The sequence below is a fragment of the Nitratireductor aestuarii genome (assembly GCF_014641695.1).
Lineage (GTDB): Bacteria > Pseudomonadota > Alphaproteobacteria > Rhizobiales > Rhizobiaceae > Chelativorans > Chelativorans aestuarii.
The window spans coordinates 255160-272637 of the sequence record NZ_BMIF01000007.1 but is presented as its reverse complement, the minus strand read 5'-3'; the positions used below and the strand labels follow the sequence as shown (position 1 = coordinate 272637).

Below are 17478 nucleotides of genomic sequence, written 5' to 3'. Positions count from 1 at the left end.
TGGACTCCAACCGCTCCCAGTACGATTCACTGATCGCCAAGCTGAACGAGCTCGGCGTCGGATCGGAACTGAAGTCGGAAAACGCCTCCATCGTCGATCCGGCCGTCCTGTCTGGCTCGCCCGTCTCGCCACGCCTGTCGATCAACCTGGCGATTGCGCTGGTGGCCTTTGCGGGCCTTGGAGCAGCGATCATCTACCTGCTGGAACTGATGAACAACACCTTCGTCAATCCGGACCAGGTGGAGCGGGAACTGGGCATTCCGGTCCTTGGCATCCTGCCGAAGATCGAGGAGGAGGACCTGGGGACAAGCCTGACCGATCCGAAGTCCGGCCTGTCTGAAGCCTATCGCAGCCTTCGAACCTCGATCCAGTTCTCCGGCACCGAAGGCCTGCCGAAGACGCTGATGGTCTCAAGCTCCGAGCCCAATGAAGCCAAGTCGACGACGGTCAGGAAACTCGCCACCGACTTCGGCGCGCTCGGCACCAAGGTGCTGGTGGTGGACGCTGACATGCGCAAGCCGACCATGCACCGCCAGTTCGGCGTCGACAACACGCTGGGCCTGAGCAATCTTCTGACCAATTCGGTCGGTCGCGACGACCTGCCTGGTACGATCAAGAAGACGAAGGAAGACAACGTCTGGGTGATCACATCGGGCACGCTGCCGCCCAACCCGGCCGATCTTCTGTCATCGACCAAGATGGCGCTGCTGGTCCAGTACATGTCGGCGCGCTTCGATCTCATCATCATCGACAGCCCGCCGGTGATCGGCCTTTCCGATGCGCCGATCCTGAGCCGCATCGCCCACAGTACGCTGCTTCTGGTCTCGGCCAACAACGTGTCGCGCAAGTCGGCCAAGGCAGCCTTGAAGCGCCTGCGTTCGGCGGGAGCCAATGTGATCGGTGCGGCGCTATCGCGCTTTGCGGTGGGCAAGTTCGACTACAACTATGCCTACAAGTACATGAACTATTACTACTACCAGTATGGCGGCGAGCTTCCGAAGCTTGAGGCAAAGGGTGGGGACCGAAAGACGGATGAGCAAAAGACCGGGACCGTCGTGGATCGTATGGCTCGCAGCATCCGCAACGCTGCTGCTCGTCTCGGTGACCGGCTTAAGCCGGTCAATTGAGGCAGAGGCCCCTGAAGCCGCCCTTCGGCTCAACCCGCTCAACACTGACGCGCGGGTTGCCTGGCTGGTCGCGGAACTGAACGCGAGCCAGCCTTCTTCATCCCTCGAACAACAACGCGAGCTGACACGCACCGGGCTGGCATTCAGCCCGGCAGACGCACGCCTTCACAGCCTTGCCGCCGAACTCGAGCGGCGAGCAGGGAATGGCGACGAAGCTGAGCGGCTGTTCCTGCAGGCAAACCGCATCTCCCATACCGAGATCCTGGCGCTGCAGCACCTGATCGCAGCCGCGATCGAGAGGGGCGATTACGCCTCCGCTGTCGAGCGGCTGGACTTGTTGCTGCGGCGCTGGCCAGACCGACTCAACGTGGTGATGCCAGTCCTCCCGGCGCTCCTCTCTCAGGAGGACGCCTACCAGACGATCCTTGCCGCGATGAAGGCTGGCGCTCCCTGGCGCTGGGGCCTCGTGTCGGGTTTGACCCGCCAGCCTGAAGGGCTCGACTTTGCTTACCGCGTCCTGATGGATCTGGCTGCGACGCCTGAGCCTCCCACGCGCAATGAGATCAGCGCCGCGGTCCGCGCTTTCATGTCGGCCAAGCGCTATGATGAAGGCTACCGCCTCTTCCGCTTCACCGTTCCCGAAGAAGAGCGTCATCTCTCAGGCTTCGTCCACAACAGTGTCTTTCAGGCCGATGCCCTGGATGCCCCGCCGTTCTCCTGGCAGCGCCGCAACACCCGCGCCGCAGAGATTCGTTTCTCCGCTGACCCGAGCTCGCACGGTGCGGCTGTCCGGTTCCTCGACGCGCCCGCCAAGGACCTCGTCCTGAATCAGTCGCTGGTGTTGCCGCAAGGCAAGTACCGCCTGTTCGCCGAGGCGGATGCTTCCGGTCTGCGCGCGCCGCGTACGCTCTTCTGGCGGGTCAGATGCGCTGAAAATGGCAAGGAACTGGCGCGCCTGCGCATCCCTGAAGGCAGCTACAAGGAACGTGAGCTGGAGCTTACCTTCGACACAGGCCCATGTGCCCTCCAGCGTATCGAGCTTGCCACGGACGTGATCGCGGAAAGCTGGCAGAACCGCTATTCCGGAAACGTTCGTTTCCATTTCGTCAGGATAGAAAGAGCAGAGCCTCATGCGACGGACGGCTGATTTCCGAAAATATGCCCTCGGGACAGCCCTCATCGCATCGGGGCTGCTTGGCGGCGGGGCGGCCACAGGGCTGTGGACCGACACCGTCCTGCAGATCCTGATCCTGCTCTGCGCCACGCCCATTCTGGCCTCAGGGGAAGGGGAGGAGATCGATGGCAGGGTCCTGTGGTTCTGCGGCGCCCTCCTTGCCGTGCTGTTGTTGCAACTCGTGCCGCTGCCATCGGGACTTTTAAGCCTCTTCCGCGATTCTCTGCTGCTCAGCGGGCGGCAGGAGCTGGGAGGGGCAGGGCCGGAGTTCATCAGTCTGGGGCTCGGACGCACGCTTGAGACGTTCCTCTATGTCGCCGTCCTCGTCATCCTCTTCCTGGCCCTGCTGCGGCTTCCTGGCGAGCAGCTTCACGCTCTTCTGCCCTTCCTGTTGATAGGCGTCGGCTGCAACGGCATCGCGGCGCTGATCCAGTATTCGGCCTCAAGCAACGTGGCGATCAGTGACCTCCTGCCCTTCACGATCAGGGCGGGCTTCTTCGCCAATCGCAACCACTTCGCGTCGCTGCTTTATACGACGTTGCCGTTCCTCCTATACCTGCTGACCTTCAAGGGATCGCGGCTCTGGTCGGCGATCGCCATCCTGCTCTTTCTGCTTGTGCTTCTGGCGGCGGGGTCGCGGGCAGGCGTATTGCTCGGCCTTGCGGCCCTCGTCACCTCCGTAGCTTTCCTCGCCTCACGGTCACGTCTGAGTATCTGGGGCGTGGTGGTGGTGGCGGCAGTCCTTGGCGTCTACGCACTGGGCACGATGGCGCTCTTCGAGGAGCGGGATCTTGCCGACGCCAACCGCGCGGCCTTTGCCAGCACCACCCTCACGGCCATCAGGGACAACTGGTTTTTCGGCATCGGCTACGGCAACTTCCCCTTGGCCTACCAGATCTATGAAGATCCGGGCCTGGTGCGGAGTTACTACGTCAACCACGCCCACAACGACTTCCTGGAAGTGATCTTCGAGGGTGGCCTGTTCGCAGCCCTGCTGCTCGGCGTCTACGGCGTTCTTCTCCTGTCGCAGCTGATGCAGGTGCGGCACAGCCACTTCCAGAAGGCTGCGTTCCTGGCCATCCTGTTTGTCCTGATCCACTGTGTGGTCGACTATCCGCTGCGAACCATGGCGGTAGCCGTGGCCTTCGTCTACTTCAACGCGGTGCTCTTCAGCCGCGATCTGAAGCCACTCCGCCGCAACATCAAGGGCATCATCGAACTGCGCGACGGCAGCCAGATCCGCCATCTCGCAATCACCGACGAGCCGAATGACACGAGCGTCCCCGCCGTCGTGCAGGGGAGGCACGCGCGGCGACGGAGGGTGTAGGGGCGGAAGCTGCTCAACTCCTAGGACGGATTCAGTACTGCGGTGCGCGAGGACAGACGCGTGCGCGAGTGATTCTGCGCGCGAAAACGCTGACTGTAGTTCTTCTTTGAATGCGAACCATGGGAGCTAAATGGTAGCGGAGGAGGGACTTGAACCCCCGACACGCGGATTATGATTCCGCTGCTCTAACCAACTGAGCTACTCCGCCCCGGTCGGCCCTGCGAAGCAGAACCGTGAGGTTGCGCGGATATAAGAGCGACCCTTGCACAGTGTCAAGCACGATAATTCGCTAATCCGCCGAGTTTTTCACAAGCGCCCCAGGATGCGCCAACCCGTCACAGATGATAAGGTCAGCCTTTCCAGCACAAACGAAAAGAGCGGCCCCGCCGCAAGGCGGAACCGCTCCAGAACCGTTACCGAGTTGCCTCGACTTAGAGAGAGAAGTCGAACCGGTAGGTGGCCGACAGGCCGAACAGGAACTGGTTCTTGCTGCCGCGTTCACGTACCAGCGTTGAGTCGGCAGCCGGGCCGGAAAGGCGGCTGTACTCGGCAAAGACGCTCGTCTGGATGGTGTCGGTGACGTCCCACTTGATCGCGCCGCCGATGCCGATGGATTTCAAGCCGCTGCCGGGGTTGTAGGGGGTAATGCCCGATGCAATCGACTCCTCGGGAGAGACTCCGTAATAGGCATCGAAATAGTGGTCGTTCGCCCAGCTAAGGCGCGGACCAGCCGAAACCTGCACGTCAGGCGCGATATCGGTAAAGGCGTCGAGCGCGAGATCGGCCACCATTCCGTCGTGGGCGCGGATGCCGCGGCGAACCTCGCCACGAACACGCATCCAGTCGGTCGGATAGACCTCCGCGAAGCCGCCGATCTCAACTCCGAAGCGCACTGGGTTGAGGCCAATGAGATCCTCTGAGTCGCCACCGTCACGTCCGAAGACAAGCTTGCCCGTCGGTCCGATGCGGAACGTTCCCGTGTCGACGAGACCGATGGAGATATTGTCATTGCGCGAGGTGAAGCGCTGCTGCGTTCCCTGGCGGCCGAACGAAATGAGGGGCTGGGCGACGAAATGATAGGTGTCGTCGCCTTCATACTGCGGAACCAGCATTCCGGCCGCGCCAATCGTGAGGCTCCAGTCGCCGGAATAGAAGCTCTGCGCCTGTGAAGGTGAAGCGAGAGCGAGCATTGCGCTCGCTGCGATTACTCCGAGTCCGAATCTATGTGTCACTGTGGTACCCACAACTACAACTAATCATTCATGTGTTTCGCATAAGCTAATTGTTATCGAAAGCTTTCCGTTCGCTGAAAGGGGAAACAGGGCTAACAGAGCGTAAATGTCTGTTTCTCAGCACCCGACCGTCACCTTATGGCCTTCTGTTCAGAGTACCAGAGAGCTGCGGAACGAGGATAGAATGCGAGTCGCTGGCTATGCCTGAGGATAAATACCATTACAAAACTTTATCCTCGGGCGGGCTTGAGTTGAAAAGCGAGCAGGAATATGTCTCGCGGAAATTGTAAAGTGCGATGAACGAATGAAGCCGCGGATTGCTGTCCTTGGGTGCGGGTATTGGGGTTCCAACCATATCCGAACACTCAAATCGCTGGGTGCACTGAGTGCTGTATCGGATGCCAACCGACCGCGAGCCGAGGGCTTTGCCATCGAGCAGGGCTGCCGTGCGATCGACCCCGACAACCTGTTTGATGATCCCGACATCGACGCGCTTGTCATAGCGCTTCCACCGCAGTTCCACGCTGAATTGGCGATCCGCGCCGTCCGCGCAGGCAAGGACGTGCTGGTTGAAAAGCCCATCGCACTCACCGTCAAGGATGCGGAGCGCGCCGTGAATGCTGCCCGTGAAGCTGGACGTGTCTTCATGGTGGGCCACGTGCTGCGCTTCCACCCTGCGTTCGAGAAGCTGAAGCAGCTGATTGATGAGGGCGAGCTCGGCGAGGTGAAGTACATCCACTCTCACCGCCTCGGGCTCGGCAAGTTCCATACCGAAAGCGACGCGCTCTGGGATCTCGCACCCCACGATCTCTCCATGATCCTGGCGATCACCGGCGAAGCTCCGGTCGAAGTCCGAGGCGAGGGCGCGGCCCTGCTGGATAACCTCAGTGATTTCGCGCACGTCCATATGCGCTTCGCCAATGGTGTTCGCAGCCATCTCTTCACTTCGCGTCTTAATCCGTATCGCGAGAGGCGCCTGACCGTCGTCGGCAACAAGGCCATGGCCGTGTTCGATGATGCCGAGCCGTGGGAACGCAAGCTTGCCGTTTATCGTCATGCCGTGTGGCGCGACAGCGGGCAGTGGGCGTTTACCGCCGAAGAGCCCACCTATGTGGCTGTACAGGAGGCGATGCCTCTGACGCGTGAGTTGCAGCATTATATTGACTGCATCAACACGCGCGCTGAACCACGCACCAACGGCGCCGAGGCCATCGAGGTTCTGCGTATCCTCACCGAAGGTACGGTGAAGCATGAGCGACCGGCTGGGGATAGCTCAACGCCAGGTGTCGCCCGCGCCGGCTGATTGCAATGAGGCGGAGCCCCGAGGCTCCGCCCTGTTCGTATTTCTGGAACCCAATCCCTATCTCATCTCTTTAGACTGAAGAGCGGTTGTGCAGGCGGCCGGTAGATGCGCGTCGACGCTTCGCTATATGCGTGGGGGAGTTCTGCGAATTTCGGGCCTAGCAGCGCCATTTTCAGGTCAAATGCCACCGTTAAGGGAAATTTCAGAAGAACAGCGCTTATGCTGTCGTAACCAGGCATTGGGAAAGAGCCCTTTCAATGAATATCAGAGCCTTGGTCTGGGGTGAGAACGTACACGAGCAGGAAAACGAAATCGTCCGCTCGCTTTATCCTCAGGGAATGCACACCACGATCGCCCAGGCGATAGCCGCCGATGGCGATATCGATGTTTCCACCGTCGTGCTTCAGGACCCGGAACATGGCCTGACCGAAGAGGTCCTGGCGCGTACCGATGTGCTTGTCTGGTGGGGCCACAAGGCACACCGCGCGGTGGACGACGCTATTGTCGAGCGCATCGCGGCCCGCGTGTTCGAAGGCATGGGCCTCATCCTCCTGCATTCGGCGCATTTCTCCAAAATCTTCAAGCGCCTGATGGGCACGCCCTGCGCGCTGAAGTGGCGCGAGGCGGGCGAGCGCGAGCGGCTCTGGGTGGTCAATCCGCGGCACCCGATCGCTGCGGGTCTGCCCGAATATTTCGAGCTTGAGAATGAAGAGATGTACGGCGAACCCTTCTCCGTGCCGGAACCTCTTGAGACGGTTTTCATCTCATGGTTCCAGGGTGGTGAAGTGTTCCGCTCCGGTCTCACCTATCGCCGTGGCGCCGGCAACATCTTCTATTTCCGTCCGGGCCACGAGACCTATCCGACCTATCACGACAGCAATGTCGGTCTGGTGCTGCGCAACGCTGTCCGCTGGGCACGGCCTTCGGGGCCTGCTTTGACGAGCATTCACAAGGCGCCAAACGTGCCGGTCGATCAGGCGATCGAGCCGATCGTTGAACGCGGACCGAAACTGCACAAGCCCGGCGAAGAAGGCTACAAGTAGGAAAGATCCTCATCATGCGCCTGCTCATTCTAGGCACCGGCAAGATGGCGAACCAGCATGCCGTCCGCTTTGCGTCTCTTCCTGGCGTACATCTCGTGGGGGCGGTGGACACCGACCCCGTTCGTCTCGCCACCTTCTGCGAGGCCCACGGCATCGGCCGCGCCTTCAGCACCATTGAAGAAGCCCTGGCTTGGGGCGACTTCGAGGCCGTCAGCAATGTCACGCCCGACGCCGCCCACTATGCCACCACCATGGCCTGCCTTGCCGCCGGCAAGCATGTGATGTGCGAGAAGCCATTGGCCACCAACTATGCCGACGCGCTCACCATGGCAGAAGCAGCCGTGAAGATGGGTGTGGTGGCGATGGTGAACTTGAGCTACCGCAACGTGGCCCAGATCCATGCTGCGCGCGAACTCGTCCAGGCCGGCCAAATCGGAACGGTGAAGCACATCGAGGCTTCCTATCTGCAGAGTTGGCTGGTCTCCAAGGCCTGGGGTGACTGGCGCACGGGTCAGCAATGGCTCTGGCGTCTGTCGAAGGGCCATGGCTCCAATGGCGTGTTGGGCGATGTCGGTATCCACATCCTCGACTTCGTGGCCTTTGGTGCTGCGACCAGCATCGAGGACATGACCTGCCGCCTGCGCACCTTCCCAAAGGCCGAGGGCGACCAGATCGGCGAGTATCACCTCGACGCCAACGACAGCTTCGTCATGACAGCGTCGTTCAGCAGTGGTGCGCTGGGCGTGATCCATGCGAGCCGCTGGGCGACCGGGCACATCAACGAACTGCGCCTGCGCGTCTATGGCGACAAGGGCGGCATTGAAGTGCAGCACACGCACCTCGATTCGCACCTACGCGTCTGTCTGGATGACGATGTTGAGACGGGCACCTGGCGCACGGTCGAAGTCCTGCCTGTGGCGACGAACTACGAGCGCTTCGTCAATGCAATCCGCCTGAACATGCAGACGGAGCCGAGCTTCCGCCATGCGGCCGAGCTGCAGCGGGTTCTGGATCTCGCCAGCGAGAGCGAAGAAAAGCGCGAGCCGCAGACAGTCTAAGCCTCAACGCTAAAAAGCCCTCGCGTATAGGCGAGGGCCCATAGTTCTTGAAGGATGCTGAGTTGTTACGCGCGAGCTGCCAGGTTCGATGACTCGAGCAGCTTCTTCAGCTGTGCTTCGGCATCGGCGCGTCGTTCCGAGCGCTCGATGAAGCCGCCGCCGAAGACGCGGGCCTCGTTGCTGTCATCGGAGAAGAGCACGCAGGCCTGACCGGGAGCCACACCGGCTTCGCCTTCATGCAGGTCGACATAGGTCGCGCCGTCACGATGGAACAGGGTGGCCGTCATGGGTGGGCGCGTCGAGCGCACCTTGGCGTAAACTTCCATGCCGTCGGCGGGCAGCGAATCGATGGCGCCGTCACCGAGCCAGTTCATCTGCCGCAGATAGAGGCGACGCGTTTCCAGTGCCTCGCGCGGACCGACGACGACTCGCGAACGGTCGCGATCAAGATGCACCACGTAGAGCGGTTCGCCGGCGGCAACGCCGATGCCGCGGCGCTGGCCGATGGTGTAATTCAGGATGCCCTGATGCTGGCCCAGCACCCGGCCGTCAATATGGACGATCTCGCCGGGGTTCGCCGCATTCGGCATCAGCTTGGCGATGACGTCCGAGTAACGGCCCTGCGGCACGAAGCAGATGTCCTGGCTATCCTGCTTGGTCGCAACGGAAAGGCCCATCTCTTCGGCAATGGCGCGCACTTCAGGCTTCGAAAGGCCGCCGAGCGGGAAGCGCAGATAGTCGATCTGCTCCTGCGTCGTGGCGAACAGGAAGTAGCTCTGGTCGCGGTCAGCATCGACCGGACGGTAGAGGGCCCGGTGGGCGCCATTCGCCTTGGAGCGGATGTAATGACCTGTCGCCAGCGCATCTGCGCCGAGCTCCCGCGCCGTCTCCAGGAGATCGTGGAACTTAACCGTCTGGTTACAGGAAACACACGGGATAGGCGTTTCGCCGGCCACGTAGCTCTGCGCGAACGGATCAATCACGGCCTCACGGAAGCGCGCTTCATAATCCAGCACGTAATGAGCGATGCCGAGGGTCTCGGCGACCCGCCGTGCATCGTCGATGTCCTGGCCGGCGCAGCAGGAGCCGGGGCGGTGGGCGGCAGCGCCATGATCGTAAAGCTGGAGCGTAACGCCAACGACCTCGTACCCTTCTCGCGCGAGAATCCCCGCGACAACGGACGAGTCTACGCCGCCAGACATCGCGACGACGACGCGCGTGTCCTCCGGACGTCCTGGAAGGTCAAGGCTGTTCATGATCATGTATCCGTTCTGTTACCCCGCTAAATGGCAACCTTGAGCGGGAAGGTCAAGATCTGCGCGATCACCTTTGCGCATCCCTGAATCGCCGGATTCCGTGCTCCGAAACAGCAATTCAAGGACAAAAAATTAGTCGGCTTCCAATCCCTAACAGGGATTCATTTCTATTACTGCAAGATTACCAGCTGCTTAGGCAATTTTTAAAGCACTTACTGTAGGGTCCTACTCAGGTCTTGGTTCAGTGTAGAGAGTACGATGACCGATCTGGTACGTCCGCGTGTGAAGTATGTAATTGGTCCAGACGGCAGCCCGTTGACGGTTGCTGACTTGCCACCATCCAACACGCGTCGTTGGGTTATCCGCCGCAAGGCGGAAGTTGTGGCCGCCGTTCGCGGTGGTCTGTTGAGCCTGGAGGAAGCGTGCACGCGCTACCGCCTTACAGTGGAGGAGTTCCTGTCCTGGCAGGAATCGATTGATGGCTACGGACTTCAGGGGCTGCGCACCACGCGTATCCAGCAATACCGCCACTGACCTGACCTGATGGGGCAACCCGGAGGGGCGGGTGGACAAGGGTTCATCCTTGCCTGTTCCCGACACATGGAAGTTCAACGAGCCTCCATTGTGAAAGAGCACTAAAATCAAACTGCCCGGTGTCAACGCGCCGGGCAGTTTTCATTGAACTGCCGACTTTTCGGGGCCAGTATCCCAGACAATATTTCTCAGGCAGGAGAGGGGCCCTCACCGTTGACCTCGATGGTTAGCGCCGAGCTTCTCCGACTTTCTTCGAGGATCTCCGGCCGCCAACGCCTCTTTCAAGGCGCGCGCGAATTCCTCCCAGTCCGAATTGGTCGCCCTGATGTCGGCTGCGGCGAGTTTTTGCTCCAGCTCGGACCGGCGTGCACGGAGCCTCCTGTGAGCGCGCTTGGCCTGGAAGTCGATAATGCCTATGCCGGTCGCCACAACGGCCATGCTACCCAGCATCAGCAGGGTTGTAGGGCTAAAGGTGGTGAGGTCGATCATCGCTCATGGCCTCTGTTGAGTGCCTCCAGAGCCCTACTATATAGGTAAAGGCCGAAGATTGCACATCCTGCCATCACCGAGGCCACTTCGGAGGTTGGTAAGGTGGCCGCAGTCATGCCAAGGACCAGAGTGATTCCCGGCGTGAAGATCCCAACCGTAACCATGGCGACCGCCAGGTTCATCCAAGCTGTTGCGCGCAGTTTTTCCTTCTCACGCGCCAAGTCTTCCTCAAGAGCAAGTTTGCGCGCCTGATCCTGTAGTTGTTCTTCGATTGCCATCTCGACCCCCACCCCTACGGCTACAGAATAGTCGCCCCTCCGAGGGACAGTAAAGCTACGAGCTTTCAGTGCCGAGGTTGTCGAGGTGGAGTAGGTTTGTTGTGGGATTCAACGCTTGGAGGAACCAGTTGCGGTTATTGCAAAAGTTAAGGGGGGCAGAGCCCCCCGTAAGTCCCACCGACGATTTCAGTTAGAAAGCACGTGGACCATCAAGGCCACCCGTGCTGCTCGGGGTTGCCTTACCCCGCGGCAACGCGAGTGGTCGGTTCGTTGCCACGGGTGCGGCCGTCGCGCATCTCGAGGGCCTCGGCCTTCTTCAGTTCGTCTTCCATAATGGCGAGTTCTGCCACAGCCTGATCGCGCTCCTGCATCAACTCCATCTGGGAGGTGCGGAGGTTATCACGCCGTAAGCGAGCTGCCTTGGCGAAGGTCGGATACGCGAAATGCGATTGATCCGTGATGCCGGCCTTGGTTTCCTCTGAGATGATCTGAGCATCCAACTCTGTAGCCATACGCTCGAATTCCGCGATCATTCCGTCAAGCTGGGCGACGCGCCTGCGCTTGTGATTAACATTGAATAGCTTCAGCCTAACTAGATTCTCACGCGACGTCTTCATCCACTAACTCCCGAACCCCGGCCCGATGGCACCCCGCCGGCCTGTTCATTCTTAAATGTTGCCCCGCCCGTCTTTCCGATTGGTTATTGTTGGCAAACAAAATCCTAAGGAATTGGGTCCTTGGTAACCATTCGTTTACGGGCATCGTTAATCATAAGGACGATCGCTTAAGGGGCGGTAAAGGAAGTTTGGAAACTGTGGATACGGAGAGGGACGCTCCGGATCCGGACCGGTGGCCAGGCGGACCGTAACCTTGCTGCGATGATTTCGGTATTAGGATTCAACCATGTGCCGGAAGAATTAAAGTGAATGACCACTTGCAAGGGCGAATCAGGTTTTGTTAACCATTAACTGGCAGCCTCTGATTCAGGCGGTTATTGCTCGGGTGCCGGTGGACTGCCAGCCCCATTCGGCGGCGAAAAGGGGAATGATATGCGTGTTCTGCTGATTGAAGATGATAGCGCGACGGCACAAAGCATCGAGCTGATGCTGAAGTCGGAGAGCTTTAATGTCTATACGACTGATCTGGGTGAAGAGGGTGTCGATCTCGGCAAGTTGTATGATTATGATATCATCCTCCTTGATCTGAACCTCCCGGATATGTCGGGCTACGAGGTGTTGCGTACGCTTCGCCTGTCCAAGGTCAAGACGCCGATCCTCATTCTCTCCGGCATGGCTGGAATTGAGGACAAGGTTCGCGGTCTCGGCTTCGGCGCTGATGACTACATGACCAAGCCCTTCCACAAGGACGAACTGATTGCGCGTATCCACGCCATCGTTCGTCGCTCGAAAGGTCATGCGCAGTCGGTTATCCACACGGGCGATCTGATCGTCAACCTGGACACCAAGACCGTCGAAGTCGCCGGTCAGCGCGTGCATCTCACGGGCAAGGAATACCAGATGCTGGAGCTGCTTTCGCTCCGCAAGGGCACGACGCTCACCAAGGAAATGTTCCTCAACCATCTCTATGGTGGCATGGATGAGCCGGAATTGAAGATCATCGACGTATTTATCTGTAAGCTTCGCAAGAAGCTGGACACTGCGTCGGGCGGTCAGAACTTCATCGAGACGGTCTGGGGCCGCGGTTACGTGCTGCGTGAGCCCGAGGATCTGCGCGAAAGCGCGTAACTTTGAAGCAGGCCGGTCGCGGAGACAGCGCCGGCCGTCGAATCATGGTGCTCAATCAAAACCCGGCGTGATGCCGGGTTTTTGCATTCGAGGTTAGAGTCGCGGACCGAAAATCCGCTCCTTATGTCGCTGTAGCTGGTTCAGGAGGCCTCGACCAGTTCGTCGAAGCTGCGGAAGCAGTCGAGCACCTGCTGGCGGACAAACGGCTTGAGCATGTGGCCCTTGGCGCCGGCGCGCTTGGCCCGCATGATCTGGGCAACCTTGAGCTCATGCGTGCAGTAGATGATGAACGGCGGCTTCTCGGGGTTGAGTGAGTTGAGCTTTGAGATGAGGTCGATGGAATCCGCATCGGGCAGGAGGCTGTCTACGATGATGATCTCGGGCATTTCCTGGCTGCAGATTGCCAAACCTTCGGCTCCCGTTACCGCCTCGCCGACCAGGAACCCCGCATCCGTCAGGATGCGCCTCGCTACTTTGCGAACCACCTGCGAATCATCGATGACCAGGCAGCGCCTCATCAAACCCCCACGCCAAATTTTTGCTCTCCCCAAGGGAGAGGCATCATACTTCGCCGGTGTTGCTATACAATAACAGCCTGTTACACAATGCAATCGTCTCGCCGATAACGATCATGCATGGTCTCACTTGCGCATGAAGCCAACGAGTTGTCGCAGCGCCGGTTGCGCGTTGGTCCTCGACCAGACGAGCTCGACATCCAGCGCTACATTGAGATTTGCGACTGGCCGAAGAATAACGTGCGGGGAGGTCTGCTGCGCGCTCGAAGCATTGATGAATCCAATACCCATGCCGGCGGCAATGAAGCTGATCTGCATGTAGTCATTGCTCGCCTCCTGAACGATTCTCGGAGTGAACCCGAGATCCTTGCAGCGTGCGAGGAGCCTCGTCTGCGGCAGCCAATAGGTGCTCATCGAGACGGAAACGAACCGCTCTGACGTAAGAGCTTCCACCGGAATTTCTTCAAGCGCGGCCAGTGGATGCTCGCGGGGAAGTGCGAGACAGAACGGATCGGTGGCGAGGTGGAGGCGGTCGAGCGAATCATCGAGTGGGCCCTCGAGCAGGATGCCCGCGTCGATCTTGTTTGATTTCAGCGCATTGAGCTGGTCCATGGAGATCATGGAGGAAAATTCCAGCTGGATCTCCGGGTAAGCCTCGGAAAAGGCTGCGATTCGTTTGGCTATTTCAACATTGCGCGCGGCAAGATCATTCATGGCGATGGAGAGACGCCCCATCTCGCCCTTGGCCGCCCGCTTGGCCTGCAGGCCCGCCCGTTCGATTGTTTCCAGCGCGCGCCTCGCCTCGCTGGCATAGACTTCACCCGCCTGGGTTAGGCTGACGCCCGTTGGCTTGCGATCCAGCAGCCGCACGCCGAGTTGCGCTTCGATCTCCATTACGTGCTTCGAGAGCGCGGACTGCGCCACATGCAATGCCTCCGCCGCCTTGCGGAAGTTCCTGTGCTCCGCCACAGCCAGGAAATAGCGCACCTTTCGGAAGTTCATCGTGCAACCCAATCTCGTTTCGAGATCGATAGTTGAGCTTTTTATATTGGCTTTTTGCAAGCCTTCTTTGCATCCTCGGACAAGTTTCAGGAGGAGTTCTGGATGCCCCTATCTCTAGGCACGATCACGCAGACGGCTTTCATGACACGGGATATCCGCGCGTCCATCGACCATTTCGTCACCAACCTGGGCGTCGGTCCCTGGTTCATGATTGAAGGCGGCAGCTTTGCTGAATGCTACTACCGCGGAGCGCCGAGCAAGGTCCGGCTCACAACTGCTTTCGCCTATGCGCGCGGTATGGAATTCGAGCTTATGCAGCTCGACAACGACGAGCCCTCCATGTGGCGCGATGCGTTACAGCAGCCTTTTGAGCTCCATAGCTTCCATCACTGGTGTCATTGGCCGGACGACTATACCGCGACGCTGAACGAGGCGCTTGAGCGCGGTTACCGGGTCTATCAGGACGGACGCACGACACGCGGACGCTTCGTCTACCTCGATCATCCCGCACTCGGCGAAATCCTTGAAATCACTGAACGCACGCCAGAGCGCAGGGCATTCCAGCAACAGGTTGCCGAAGCAGGAATGCGCTGGGACGGCCAGCAGAAAATCGTGACCGATTGGGCTTGACCCACCGGGGAGGAAACAAGATGAAAAAGCAGATGATCCTGAGCGCGCTCGACATGTCCTGTGTGGGCTTTCTTGCGCAAGGCGTGTGGACGCACCCGGCCGACCGTTCGACTGAACTGAACACGCTGGACTATTGGATCGAATACGCGCGCCTCTTGGAGCGTGGTCTGTTCGACATGCTGTTCATCGCCGACAACATCGGCGTCTACGACGTCTATGGCGGCTCGGCGGCTGCATCGGTGAAGGGCGGTGTTCAGATTCCGATGAACGACCCATCCGTTGTCATCGGCGCCATGGCTGCAGCAACGAAGCATCTGGGCTTCGGCATCACCGGCAACCTGGTCTACGAACCGCCCTATCTTTTCGCACGGCGCATGTCGACGTTGGACCACATGACCGGCGGTCGCATTGGCTGGAACATCGTCACCGGTATCCTGCAGAGCGGCGCGCGCGCCATGGGACGCCAGGCGTTGGTACCCCACGACGAGCGCTATGACATAGCCGACGAGTTCATGGAGCTTATGTACAAGCTCTGGGAAACTTCGTGGGAGGAGGGCGCAGTCCTTGTTGATCGTGAGCACGGTAGGTACGCCGACCCCGACAAGGTTCACGTCATCCGCCACGAGGGCAAGTACTATCGCCTCGAGGCTGTGCACCCTTGCATTCCGTCGCCGCAGCGCACGCCTTTCCTGCTGCAGGCCGGGTCGTCCGGGCGCGGCAAGGAGTTCGCGGCCGCCAATGCTGAATGCGTCTTCGTGAACGGCGTCTCCAAGTCGGTCGTCGCCGGCAACGTTGCGGATCTTCGCAGGCGGGCTGCCGAAGTCGGGCGCTCACCTACCGATATCAAGGTGCTGGCTGGCGCCACCATCATTGTCGGCCGCACCGAGGCGGAGGCCCGGGAGAAGCTTGAGGAATACCGCCGTTATGCGGATCCTGAAGCGGTGCTCGCCCATGCCGCCGGCGGTCTTGGCGTTGACCTGTCAAAGTATCCGCTCGATGAGCCGATCCGCTACGAGGAGAACGACGCCAACCGTACGGCCATGGCAATGCTGACGCGCAATGGCGAAGGCGGCTACACGCCGCGCAAGATCGCCGAGGAGATGGCACTGTCGGCGCGCAATCTGCTGATCGTTGGCAGTGTCGAGCAGGTGGTCGATGAGCTTGCGGACTGGATGGAGAAGACCGGCATTGCTGGCTTCAACGTCGCCCGCCTGATCATGCCTGACAGCTTGAAGGACTTCATCGATCTGGTGATCCCGGCGCTTCAGGAGTGTGGGCTCTACAAGACGGAATATCGCGAAGGCACCCTGCGCGACAAGCTGACGGGGAATGGCCCCCGGCTTTCCGCGCCGCATCCTGCAGCAACAATCGGGCGGTGAGGCTCATGTATCACGATCAACAGTTCGGCTCGGTTGCCGAAGGGACGCCGGAAATGCTCCCACCCGACGAGGCAACCGTAAAACAGGGCTTCTCGCTGTTTCCAAGTGGCGTGGTCATTGTCACGACCGTCGACAGGGAAGGCGTCGCTCACGGTTTCACGGCCAGCACCTTTGTGCCGCTGTCGCTCGATCCGCCCATGATTCTCGTCTGCCTCCACCAGAAGGCGCAGTGCCGCGAGGCGTTTCTGGAGGCGGAGTTTTTCGCGGCCTCAGTTTTGCGCCCTTCGCACAACGACGTTGCCATCCGCTTCGCCACCAGCGGGATCGACAAGTTTGCGGGCCTGAAGCTCGGGCGAACCGCAAAGGGGATACCGGTGCTCGAAGATGCGCTGGCGACGTTTGAATGCCGCGCCGCCCACAACTATCCTGGCGGCGATCACATCATTCTGACGGGAGTAATAGAGGGCGTCCGCCATGCCGGCGAACGCGAGGCCATGGTGCACTTCGCCCGGGGTTTCCACCAGGTGCGAGGTTAGCAACGGGATCTGTCCGGAACAGTGGCTCCGGACAGTATGGCCGGCCTACGCGGCGTTGATGACGATCTCTTCCGGCGAGGCATGTAAAGCGATGGTCATGCCCGCTTCCCGAGCCAGAAGCAGCGTGTAGTAGAACTGGACGCTATGAGCGTCGATTGGTTCTTCAAGAGTGCGGCCCGAATGAAGCTCGAGGAACTTAGCCGGCACGCGCACCATCGGTCCGTGACCGATCAGCGTGAAGCGCGGCGAAGTCCTGAGGTCTTCCAGTTTCACGGTGAGCTTGCCGCCACGCGGGATGGTGGCATTGGCGACCAGAAGCAGGTTGAGCAGCAGCTTGACCTTGTTCTTGGGCAGAAGCTCGCGCTCGCCGAGCCACTCCAGCTCAGGCTTTTCATTGTTGATGTAGGAGGTGGCGACGGCCTGTGCATCGCCCGTGTCGATCTGCATGCCAGCGGAGCCGGCAGCGCCGAATGCGATGCGGGCAAACTGCAGCCGTGCCGAGGCGTTGCGCGCGCTGGCGCGGATGAGCTGCATCGCGTCCTCGTCGGCACCCCCCTCGTCGAGCAGCTCAAGGCCGTTATTGATCGCGCCCACCGGCGAGATGATGTCGTGGCAAACGCGGCTGCACAGCAGGGCTCCTAGATCAAGGGCGCTGAGCGAGAAGATATCAGTCATACAGGGCCGTCCCCTTGGTTCTGTCTGCGGACCGGAATTGCTGTCCGCGAATCACTGCCATTGAGTGCAGGAAGTGCTCGCACATTGCGGCGCGAGCGGCAACCGAGCCCCACTCCAGGCAAGTTTTTCTGCCATCCGAGTTTCGGGCTTTAATGGTTGAAAAAGGATTGCGCAT

Annotated in this window: 19 protein-coding genes and 1 tRNA gene; 11 read left to right on the top strand and 9 right to left on the bottom strand. The window is 60.1% G+C overall.

What is annotated here, in order from left to right:
• From IEX27_RS13245 to IEX27_RS13235, 3 genes are all read left to right on the top strand, one after another.
• Positions 1-1127, top strand: a 1127-nt coding sequence (locus IEX27_RS13245; RefSeq protein WP_188721528.1) for a tyrosine-protein kinase domain-containing protein, incomplete at its 5' end; no start/stop codon positions are given.
• Entirely contained in the window at positions 1033-2274 is a 1242-nt protein-coding gene (locus IEX27_RS13240) for a tetratricopeptide repeat protein (RefSeq protein ID WP_188721527.1), read from the top strand. The genes IEX27_RS13245 and IEX27_RS13240, both read left to right, overlap by 95 nt.
• Positions 2258-3628, top strand: a complete 1371-nt coding sequence (locus IEX27_RS13235) for an O-antigen ligase family protein (RefSeq protein WP_188721526.1) — start codon at positions 2258-2260, stop codon at positions 3626-3628. Before IEX27_RS13240 ends, IEX27_RS13235 begins: the two co-directional genes overlap by 17 nt.
• Positions 3629-3759: 131 nt before the next feature.
• On the opposite strand, the gene IEX27_RS13230 is transcribed toward IEX27_RS13235, so the two are convergent.
• Positions 3760-3836: transfer RNA gene (locus tag IEX27_RS13230), tRNA-Met, on the bottom strand.
• 223 nt (positions 3837-4059) lie between these two features.
• Positions 4060-4818, bottom strand: a complete 759-nt coding sequence (locus IEX27_RS13225; protein WP_188721525.1) for a MipA/OmpV family protein — start codon at positions 4816-4818, stop codon at positions 4060-4062.
• 346 nt (positions 4819-5164) lie between these two features.
• Between IEX27_RS13225 and IEX27_RS13220 the strand changes: the two genes are divergently transcribed.
• The 3 genes from IEX27_RS13220 to IEX27_RS13210 all read left to right on the top strand — a co-directional run bounded on the left by IEX27_RS13220 (position 5165) and on the right by IEX27_RS13210 (position 8264).
• The gene (locus tag IEX27_RS13220) at positions 5165-6163 is read left to right on the top strand and encodes a Gfo/Idh/MocA family protein (RefSeq protein ID WP_188721524.1); all 999 of its coding nucleotides are present in this window, start codon (positions 5165-5167) and stop codon (positions 6161-6163) included.
• 257 nt (positions 6164-6420) lie between these two features.
• Positions 6421-7206, top strand: coding sequence for a ThuA domain-containing protein (locus IEX27_RS13215; RefSeq protein WP_188721523.1), 786 nt, complete (start codon positions 6421-6423; stop codon positions 7204-7206).
• Positions 7207-7220: 14 nt separating this feature from the next.
• Positions 7221-8264, top strand: coding sequence for a Gfo/Idh/MocA family protein (locus IEX27_RS13210; RefSeq protein WP_188721522.1), 1044 nt, complete (start codon positions 7221-7223; stop codon positions 8262-8264).
• Positions 8265-8329: 65 nt separating this feature from the next.
• Here IEX27_RS13210 and mnmA read toward each other — a convergent pair whose 3' ends face one another.
• Entirely contained in the window at positions 8330-9520 is a 1191-nt protein-coding gene (mnmA, locus tag IEX27_RS13205) for a tRNA 2-thiouridine(34) synthase MnmA (RefSeq protein ID WP_188721521.1), read from the bottom strand.
• A gap of 258 nt (positions 9521-9778) precedes the next feature.
• On the opposite strand from mnmA, the gene sciP reads away from it, so the two are divergent.
• Positions 9779-10054, top strand: a complete 276-nt coding sequence (gene sciP, locus IEX27_RS13200) for a CtrA inhibitor SciP (RefSeq protein WP_188721520.1) — start codon at positions 9779-9781, stop codon at positions 10052-10054.
• Between the two features lie 207 nt (positions 10055-10261).
• Here sciP and IEX27_RS13195 read toward each other — a convergent pair whose 3' ends face one another.
• From IEX27_RS13195 to IEX27_RS13185, 3 genes are all read right to left on the bottom strand, one after another.
• Positions 10262-10543 carry a hypothetical protein gene (locus IEX27_RS13195; protein WP_188721519.1) on the bottom strand — a complete coding sequence of 94 codons (282 nt, stop codon included), beginning with the start codon at positions 10541-10543 and terminating at the stop codon, positions 10262-10264.
• A complete protein-coding gene (locus IEX27_RS13190) occupies positions 10540-10821 on the bottom strand; it encodes a hypothetical protein (RefSeq protein ID WP_188721518.1) in 282 nt (93 codons plus the stop codon). The genes IEX27_RS13195 and IEX27_RS13190 overlap by 4 nt, the downstream gene beginning before the upstream one ends.
• A gap of 239 nt (positions 10822-11060) precedes the next feature.
• Positions 11061-11438 carry a flagellar export protein FliJ gene (locus IEX27_RS13185; protein ID WP_188721517.1) on the bottom strand — a complete coding sequence of 126 codons (378 nt, stop codon included), beginning with the start codon at positions 11436-11438 and terminating at the stop codon, positions 11061-11063.
• Positions 11439-11870: 432 nt separating this feature from the next.
• On the opposite strand from IEX27_RS13185, the gene ctrA reads away from it, so the two are divergent.
• Complete coding sequence (gene ctrA, locus IEX27_RS13180) at positions 11871-12566, top strand: response regulator transcription factor CtrA (RefSeq protein WP_188721516.1); 696 nt, start codon at positions 11871-11873, stop codon at positions 12564-12566.
• A 140-nt stretch (positions 12567-12706) separates the two neighbouring features.
• Here the strand turns inward: ctrA and IEX27_RS13175 are convergent, their stop codons facing one another.
• Positions 12707-13084: a response regulator gene (locus IEX27_RS13175; protein WP_188721515.1), complete on the bottom strand. Its 378-nt coding sequence runs from the start codon at positions 13082-13084 to the stop codon at positions 12707-12709.
• A 123-nt stretch (positions 13085-13207) separates the two neighbouring features.
• A complete protein-coding gene (locus IEX27_RS13170; RefSeq protein ID WP_188721514.1) occupies positions 13208-14083 on the bottom strand; it encodes a LysR family transcriptional regulator in 876 nt (291 codons plus the stop codon).
• Positions 14084-14185: 102 nt separating this feature from the next.
• On the opposite strand from IEX27_RS13170, the gene IEX27_RS13165 reads away from it, so the two are divergent.
• The 3 genes from IEX27_RS13165 to IEX27_RS13155 are packed head-to-tail and all read left to right on the top strand — an operon-like array spanning position 14186 to position 16628.
• Positions 14186-14713: a VOC family protein gene (locus IEX27_RS13165; protein ID WP_188721513.1), complete on the top strand. Its 528-nt coding sequence runs from the start codon at positions 14186-14188 to the stop codon at positions 14711-14713.
• A gap of 20 nt (positions 14714-14733) precedes the next feature.
• Positions 14734-16092 (top strand): LLM class flavin-dependent oxidoreductase, encoded by a 1359-nt coding sequence (locus tag IEX27_RS13160; protein WP_188721512.1) that lies wholly within the window; start codon positions 14734-14736, stop codon positions 16090-16092.
• Between the two features lie 5 nt (positions 16093-16097).
• Positions 16098-16628, top strand: a complete 531-nt coding sequence (locus tag IEX27_RS13155) for a flavin reductase family protein (protein WP_210315535.1) — start codon at positions 16098-16100, stop codon at positions 16626-16628.
• 45 nt (positions 16629-16673) lie between these two features.
• Here the strand turns inward: IEX27_RS13155 and chpT are convergent, their stop codons facing one another.
• On the bottom strand, positions 16674-17303 hold the full coding sequence (gene chpT / locus IEX27_RS13150) for a histidine phosphotransferase ChpT (RefSeq protein ID WP_188721511.1): 630 nt from the start codon (positions 17301-17303) through the stop codon (positions 16674-16676).
• Positions 17304-17478 lie beyond the last annotated feature (175 nt).